Genomic DNA, 7,877 nt, shown 5'->3' on the forward strand with positions numbered 1-7,877 from the left:
CCGAATCCTCAATCCGAGTTATTTGACTTTTCGTCGGCAGCCCCGGGATCGAAGTCATGGGGGTCCGTCGTCCTGAGGAAATCCGAGTCCCAATCCAGAACGTGGTCGAACTCCTCCTCCCTGCACAGGCAGCTCCTGCAGCAGTACCTGCAATGGCAGGGCCTGCACGGGACGGGGTTGATGGAGGTCTCGACCGAGTCGCCGTACTTGGAGCGGATGGCGCTCTCGATCTCCTTGCTCTCGATACCCATGTGCTCCACGGTCATGCCCCTGGGAAGGACGACCTTCATGTCGACGTAAATCTTCGGACCGTACTTGATCAGACGGAGGTTGTACACGTCGATCCAATCGTCGTGACGGTATTCGTTGATGGTCTCCGTCACCTGCTCGAGGAGCTCCTGGTCGGCCGCGTCCATCGTCTCGTCGACGGCCCTCTTGAGGACGCCGACACCGGTGAATATTATGATGAACCCGAACACCGCCGCGATGGTGGAATCCAGCCATCTGGCGTCGTATCCCATGAACTGGGCCACGTAGACGACGGCCAGGCCCAGAAGGATCCCCACGGACGAATAGGTGTCGGAGCACAGGTGCTTCCCGCTCGCCTCGAGCGCGGGGGAGCGGTTCTTGCGGCCCTTCCTGATGGCGGCGCGTCCGACCGCGAAGTTCGCGACGGCCGCGAGGGCGACCAGGACCAGTCCGATGTCCAACTGGTTTATGCTCTCGACCGGGTCTATGAAGGACTTTATGGTCTCCATCACGATGATGGCCCCGGCGGCCATGATCATGGACCCCTCTATGGCGGACGAGATGACCTCTATCTTCCCGTGACCGAAGGGATGGTTCTTGTCCGCAGGCTTCGCGGAGAGGTACAGCGCATATATCCCGACGCATGCGGCGACGACGTTGACTATCGACTCGGTGGCGTCCGTGAAGATCGAGACGGACCCGGTCAGCCAGTATGCGAAGTACTTGATGATCAGAAGGGTGAATCCCAGAATCACTATGATCTTCTGGAACTGGAAGTTGTCGTCCGCCGCGCTCGACATGAGAGGCAGGAAAAACTGGACGGATATAGGGATTTCCTGTTAAAGATGCCTAAACCCCACAGATATCTGGACGATATGGACACGGTCAGTCGCGCAGGGCAGTGATCGGTACGACGTACACACCATCGGGCCTCCGGTATGCATAGGGAACCATTCCGCACAATACGCAGAGCACGGAGGGCTTGTCCTCATCAGGGAAAATGTCATGCATCCTCAGAAGGGACTCGGCCGCACGGTCGATCTGATTGGCCCCCAGCTTGATCTCGAACATGCCCCATCTCCCGTCGGGCATCTCCATCACCGAATCTATCTCACGGCCCTTGTCATCACGATAGTGGAACAGTTTCGCACCGTTGGCGGACGCGTAGACGCTCAGATCACGCTCACACATCGATTCGAACAGGGAGCCATACGTATTCAGATCGTTGATCAACTTATCACGGGTCAATTCCAGTGCGGCGACTGCAATGGATGGGTCCACGAAACGTCTCTTGGGAGATTTCCCTATACGGACCGATGACCTGTAGTTTGTGCTGAACGCAGGCAGATCATCCGCTATGAAGAGCCTCGATAGAATGTCCAGATATGTGTCCACCGTCATATTGGATATCGAGACGTCGTCATTGTCGCGTATATCGGACACGATTCTCGATACGCCCGATACGGTGCACTCGTTACGGGCGAGTGATCTGAAGACCATCATCATCTTCGTCTGATTCCTTTCAACCCCGTCCATGCGGCATGCACTGTCCACGATCCTCTGAAGATACTCCCGGTTGGCGAGCACATGTCCAATGGGGTCTCTGCCCACGAGATACGGCCATCCACCACGAATGGTCAGGTCTATAAGCCGTTCCAGCGATGGTTCCTTGGTTCCGACATTCTCGAACGTGCCTTCGAAGAGTCCCTTCAATGATACAGAACCGTCCGAATCACCCGATTCAAACAACGACATAGGACGCATACGAAGGCTACCGATGCGTCCGGCACCACTGTGGGATACCCCCTTGTTCCTGGGAGTGGAGGATCCTGTGAGTATGAAGCGTCCCGTCTCCCGGCTCTCATCCACCTTTATCTTCGTCGCATCCCAGATATCCGGTACATCCTGCCATTCGTCTATGAGCCGCGGGGTCTCGCCCTTGAATGCATAATTCCGATCTACAGATACTATACTATGAGCGGTCGGGTTTCCTTGGGATATGTTGATGCTGCTGTTGCATTTGTTCATGGCAGTCCAAGTCTTACCGCACCATTTCGGCCCTTCTATGCAGACGGCTCCGAATGTCTTCAACATGATGTCCAATTCGGAATCGACGAGTCTAGGCATGTATCCATCTGGTGTCAGCATATCAATATCGAATGAAGATTGTTCCACATGGTTATTAAATATTATCCATACCCATTATAGAAAATCTACCATAATGAGTGTATAAAATCTACCAATGATCCGATATATCTGAAAACACGTCCCAGACCCCTTATGGCCGCTGTACCGACAACACGGTTATACACACCCGCCAACCCGTTACAGGGCGAACGAGACAGCCAGTAGTACAACATAATGCTGAAGAAGTCCTCCCCATCTTCCCCGAAATACGCATTCCTCGATGTTCTCACAGTACCCCGTCATAGATGCGGGGATACCATGCTCGTCCACATACCGATCTCGTGTCATTGGTCGTCTATGAAGCACTCTGGAACGGCCTCCTCGTAATCGAGACTGATTCTGGCATTGAGGGCACCACCGAGTCGTCACGTGAGTCGTCGATTTCTAAGATAATGACTCATGAAAATGAGGGGAGAATCTTACAAGCTCGACCCTCATATCGCTGTTGAAGATAGACACCAATTATATATCGAACGTCGACATATAGGAATCATTAAGTATTAACATATGAAAATTACTCGAAAAAATCGATACAATTGAGAACTACCATGCTAATCAGATTCAAGATAGGGAACTACGGCTCGTTCAAAGAAATTCAAGAACTGTCTATGACACCTGGCAGAACAGATGGACATCCCGACCATCTGGACAGCGGAGGGAGTGTACCAGTGCTGCGTGCCGCAGCAATATACGGGGCCAATGCCTCCGGAAAATCGAATCTTGTCAAGGCACTGCGCGCGATGAGATCATATGTCGTTCAGGATGATAAGGTTCCCGCCGACCGCTGTTTCAGACCGGATGAGAGGATGAGGAACATGCCCTCATATTTCGAGACAGAATTGGAAGTCAGAGGTCAACTGTACTCCTATGGCTTCGAATATATCGCGAACAGGCAGGAGGTCGTAGATGAATGGCTCTATAAGCTGTATGTCGACAGAGAGAGCGAAATCGTCTTCCAAAGGACCGGTAAGAGGATTGAACACCGCTTCAAGGGACAGGAGAAGCAGAGATTGGATGTCTATGCGGAGGACACTGTGAACAATGAGGACAGACTGTTCCTGAATGTTATGGGAAGGAGATCTCGTCCTTCTGAGGGGGACATCGGTATTTTCAACGATGTGTATGACTGGTTCAGGAACAGCCTCTGCTTCATAGACACCGACTATCCGTTCAACCCGGAGGTTCTGATCTCCGATGAGGATTTTGAGAGATTGAACCGCGTCATCTCCACGTTCGGCACCGGCATAAACAGCATCGGATATGCCCATAGGGAGAATATCGACGAAGCTCTGCCCCCAGGATTTGTGAGCAGACTGAAGAGGAACCTCAGCTCGCAGGACACTGCTGGAAGCATGAGGCTGGGATACAATCGCTATGCCAGTGTGAACAATTACAGAGTATCTCTTGTCGATGACAGGGTGGTCTTCGACGAGATTGTCTATCGCCACAACGGGGAAACTGTCGCCTATCGCCCAGATGAGGAATCCGATGGAACAAGGAAACTCTATGGCCTGTTAGCATCGGTGTTCATTGGAAACAAGGATTCGACATTCATCATCGACGAACTGGATACCAGCCTGCATCCGCAACTCACGTTCAGATTCGTGAAGATGTTCCTGGAGAGCGGATTGTCCGGCAGATCCCAGATGATATTCACCACCCATGAATCATCCCTGATGGATTTTCAATTGCTCAGACGTGACGAAATCTGGTTCATAGAGAAGGATCCAGAAGGACGCTCCGAAATATACTCTCTGGAAGATTTCAACGAAAGGAGCGATCGCCGTATTGAAAAGGCATATCGTGAGGGTAGATACGGAGGTGTGCCCGTGTTCTCGACCATCTTCCCTACGGGGAAGGACGAATGAGGCCTGTCGAAGAGAGGTTCAATCCTCATCGTAACATAAGATCCAGGACTGTGACCTCAAAATACATCATAGTGACAGAGGGTTACAGGACAGAGCAGATCTACTTCGATGCTCTGAGAGACAACAGATCCCTCACGGGGATATCGAGCCTGATCGAGATTGTACTCCTTCAAAGAGAGGTGATAGATGCTGGTCTAAGCCACCCGACCACACTCCTGAATCTTCTGGACGAGTATATGAGATGTGTTAGGTCCGGGCGCTACTCTGTCGATATATTCCTGGAAGTGGCATGCAACTCCATAGGGACTCTATCCGACGTATCAAGGGCCGACAGAAGCATGAGCCTCTATCGTGATAAAGTAAGATCAGGATCGAAGAAGCATACAGATGAGAGTGGATTTGTGACAGATATCCCTTCAATGATTGAGACATGCATAGATGCAGCCCTCGAAACATTTCGCTGTCGTCCGCGGATAGACCTGCCGGAGCTTATAGACTATCGTCCAGAAGTGGACAAGGTCTGTGTGATTGTGGATAGGGACAGAGATAACAGAGATGCTTCGGTGATGGATGATTTTGTAAGAAGATGCAGACGCTGCGGCTACAGACCTTACATATCCAATCCATGTTTCGAGGTATGGCTCATGATGCATTTCGAGGAGTTTGATCTAATCGACAGGAAAGAGCTCCTTCGGAACCCGATGATCTCGAACAAGAGATTCTCAGAGGTCGAGCTTGATCGCATCGTTCGCAATGTGAATCCCATCAACCACTACAGTAAAACCGACTTCGACCCGGGCATGTTCATGCATAGGACCGATGAGGCAATCTCACGTAGCATGGGGTCATGTCATGATGTCAATCATCTCAAGGGAGAGATGGGTACGAATCTTGGAGAATTGCTGAATGAGATGCACGAAAGATGATCTGACCGATATTGACACGTTCTGTCATCTGAACGGATTCTCACATGTCCATGATGATTTCAGCATAGAGTTAGTTGTTTCAATGTCGCCGAATCATGATGTGTGCACACAAAAGACATGTCCCCCAATCCCATCACATGCACGAAGGATGCCTCTCAGACGCCCTTTGTCATCCTTCATAGATGAGCACCATGTCCTTCCTGATGGAATCGATGAACTCTTCGGATGCGCCGGTGGTCGTTATGTCCACATCCTTCCCAAGGACATCTTCAGGTCTGTCTCGAAATGACCGAGCTCGAAGTAGTCCTTGATGCGTCCGCTCTCGATGCAGAGGCCTATGTCACTATCACCGTCCGCTTCCCCTCTCGCATAGGAACCGTAGACGTAGACCTTCGGAACCCCATAACGACGTGCTACAGGACCTACCTTGACAGCGATGTCATCCAATGACAACACACCTTTTGCCCTCCTGCGACGGACCACATCGAGCATCGTCCCACCTCCTGGGGATGTATCTGCTTGAACATATTGATCGTCTCAGTATTGCACATGGATCCCTCGACGATCATGCGGTCGTCGTGGACCCTGCATATGTTGATACGATCCTGCCGTATCCTCGGTGTGGGGTTGCACGAACGTTTGCTGGATCGGAGGACCGTTCTGCACTTACCTGGTTGTACACAAAGAGGACTTCCTCGTCAGGGACAGGGTGCTTTCCCATGGGACCAGATGCGTCGCATCCGATCCCTCCCGGGTCACATCTCGCGGCCGCTCCCCCTCAGCAGAGAGGCCACCATACCGACGACGCACATCACCAGGCACACGCCGAACGAGATGTGCATGACATCCACGAACACACCGTAGTTCTCCGGCACGAGGTTGTCCGCACCGCCCATGATCACGGATATGAACAGCATGGCCACGCCCATGCTGACCATCATCCCGGTCTGCCTCATGACGGACACCATGGCGGAGGCCTCGCTGGTCTCCTCCCTGGGGACGGAACCCATGATCACGGACGTGTTCGGGGCCGAGAACATGGACACGCCCAGCCCGACGGTTGCCATCGTCGCCAGGACGAGCGGGAGCTGGAGCTCCGTCCCGTACAGGAGGAAGGTGGCCACCCCGAGGCCGGTGAGCCCCATGCCCACGGTGGGCAGTATGCGCTTGTCCGCGAGCCTGTCGGACTTCCTTCCGAAGAACGGCGTGAGGAACGCCTGTATCGCGGCCTGCGTCAGCATGAGCATCCCCGCCTCGGTGGCGGTGAGCGCGCCGATGCTCTGCAGGTAGAGTGCCATGAAGTACGAGATCGAGTAGGACGCGGCGTAGTTGAGGAACGCCGCGACGCACGATCCGGTGAACACCCTATTCTTGAAGAGCCTGACGTTCAGGAGGAAGTGGGGTATCCTCAGCTGTCTCCGGGCGAACAGCCCGAGGAGGACCACGCCCGCCGCCAGGGACACGAACGCCCACGTCTGGGGCATGTTTATCACGCCTCCCATCGCGAGCACTATCCCGAGGCCGTACAGCACCGAGCCCGACGCGTCGAACCTGGTCCCGGCGTCCGGGGAGATCTCGTGCCTGAACATGGTCATGGCGACGAAGGACATCACCGCCAGGGGGACGATCAGCAGGAACAGGGAGTGCCATCCGAAGAGGTCGTTCATCGCGCCGCCCACCGGGGGACCGGCGGCCAGGCCGATGTACACGCACATCGTCTGGAACCCTATGGCGCCTCCCCTCCTGTTCCCCGGGAAGACGTCGGTTATCAGGGAGATGCTGGTGGACGACAGCGATGCTGCGCCGGCACCCATGACCACGCGACATGCGATCAGCCATCCGAAGGACGGCGAGAACATGGCCGCCACCGATGCGGCCAGGATCATCACGAGCCCTGCGAGGAACACCCTCTTCTTCCCGAATATGTCGGCCGCCTTGGACATCGGGACCATGAACACCACGGAGGAAAGCAGGAACGCGGTGTTCACGTAGGCGAGCTGATGGGATCCGACGGAGAACTCGTTCCCGATGGACACCAGGGAGAGGTTCATCATCGTGCTCAGCAGAGGGGCTATGAAACCGGAGAGGCAGCACGCCAGTATGACTATCCTCCTCTCCGCCTCGGTGTACCCCCCTGCGACCATGGTACGCATCGAGAGGCCAACTGGTATTTACACTTAGGCTAGGGGACGATGGGGTGTCCTTCGGGGTCGTGTCCGCGGCAGGGTGCCGCATCTCCAGAATCCTAGGGATCCCTCATCCGACTATAATCGTCGGTGTTTTGAATATAATATTCGTGTCAGATGAATATAATGTCTGATACGAATGCACCGAATCGGATACGAATCGTATCGGCCTCGATCGATCAAGGGGATGTCTGTGAGGGACACGGCATCGGCATGTCCGCATCCCATGTGAAAACATGCCGTTTTTCAGTTACTTCCGTCGAATCCACACAGGTCTACGACATATATGGACACTCTCATCGACGGCACAGACGCGATGGGACCGTGATCCGGAGAGAGGATCGGACCCGTATGCGTCTGGCCGGAATTGAAAATCCGGAGGAATCATACATGAAAACGAACAAAATGGAAGTCACGGGGGGGGGGCAGTGCAAGCTCAAACTCCTCGCGGCTGTCGCCGT

Annotated in this window: 6 protein-coding genes; 2 read left to right on the forward strand and 4 right to left on the reverse strand. The window is 53.9% G+C overall.

The annotated features are described in order from the left end of the window. Window positions 1-8: 8 nt before the first annotated feature. Together V5D86_RS02635 and V5D86_RS02640 are read right to left on the reverse strand one after the other, a co-directional pair. Entirely contained in the window at window positions 9-1,049 is a 1,041-nt protein-coding gene (locus V5D86_RS02635; RefSeq protein WP_414595137.1) for a cation diffusion facilitator family transporter, read from the reverse strand. Between the two features lie 85 nt (window positions 1,050-1,134). After that, a complete protein-coding gene (locus V5D86_RS02640; protein ID WP_414595138.1) occupies window positions 1,135-2,397 on the reverse strand; it encodes an ATP-binding protein in 1,263 nt (420 codons plus the stop codon). A gap of 575 nt (window positions 2,398-2,972) precedes the next feature. Here V5D86_RS02640 and V5D86_RS02645 point away from each other — a divergent pair. Together V5D86_RS02645 and V5D86_RS02650 are read left to right on the forward strand one after the other, a co-directional pair. Beyond that, a complete protein-coding gene (locus tag V5D86_RS02645) occupies window positions 2,973-4,304 on the forward strand; it encodes an AAA family ATPase (RefSeq protein WP_414595139.1) in 1,332 nt (443 codons plus the stop codon). Beyond that, entirely contained in the window at window positions 4,301-5,230 is a 930-nt protein-coding gene (locus tag V5D86_RS02650; protein ID WP_414595140.1) for an RloB family protein, read from the forward strand. Before V5D86_RS02645 ends, V5D86_RS02650 begins: the two co-directional genes overlap by 4 nt. A 240-nt stretch (window positions 5,231-5,470) precedes the next feature. Here the strand turns inward: V5D86_RS02650 and V5D86_RS02655 are convergent, their stop codons facing one another. Next, on the reverse strand, window positions 5,471-5,722 hold the full coding sequence (locus V5D86_RS02655; protein ID WP_414595141.1) for a nucleotidyltransferase family protein: 252 nt from the start codon (window positions 5,720-5,722) through the stop codon (window positions 5,471-5,473). 263 nt (window positions 5,723-5,985) lie between these two features. After that, entirely contained in the window at window positions 5,986-7,374 is a 1,389-nt protein-coding gene (locus V5D86_RS02660; protein WP_414595142.1) for an MFS transporter, read from the reverse strand. Between the last annotated feature and the right edge of the window lie 503 nt (window positions 7,375-7,877).

It is taken from the genome of Candidatus Methanoprimaticola sp. MG2, assembly GCF_047501175.1.
Lineage (GTDB): Archaea > Thermoplasmatota > Thermoplasmata > Methanomassiliicoccales > Methanomethylophilaceae > Methanoprimaticola.

Bases quoted from the DNA above. Each gene is read 5' to 3' on its own strand.
- V5D86_RS02660 (WP_414595142.1), bottom strand. From the start codon at position 7,374: ATGGTCGCAGGGGGGTACACCGAGGCGGAGAGGAGGATAGTCATACTG.
- V5D86_RS02640 (WP_414595138.1), bottom strand. From the start codon at position 2,397: ATGCTGACACCAGATGGATACATGCCTAGACTCGTCGATTCCGAATTG.
- V5D86_RS02650 (WP_414595140.1), top strand. From the start codon at position 4,301: ATGAGGCCTGTCGAAGAGAGGTTCAATCCTCATCGTAACATAAGATCC.
- V5D86_RS02635 (WP_414595137.1), bottom strand. From the start codon at position 1,049: ATGTCGAGCGCGGCGGACGACAACTTCCAGTTCCAGAAGATCATAGTG.
- V5D86_RS02655 (WP_414595141.1), bottom strand. From the start codon at position 5,722: ATGCTCGATGTGGTCCGTCGCAGGAGGGCAAAAGGTGTGTTGTCATTG.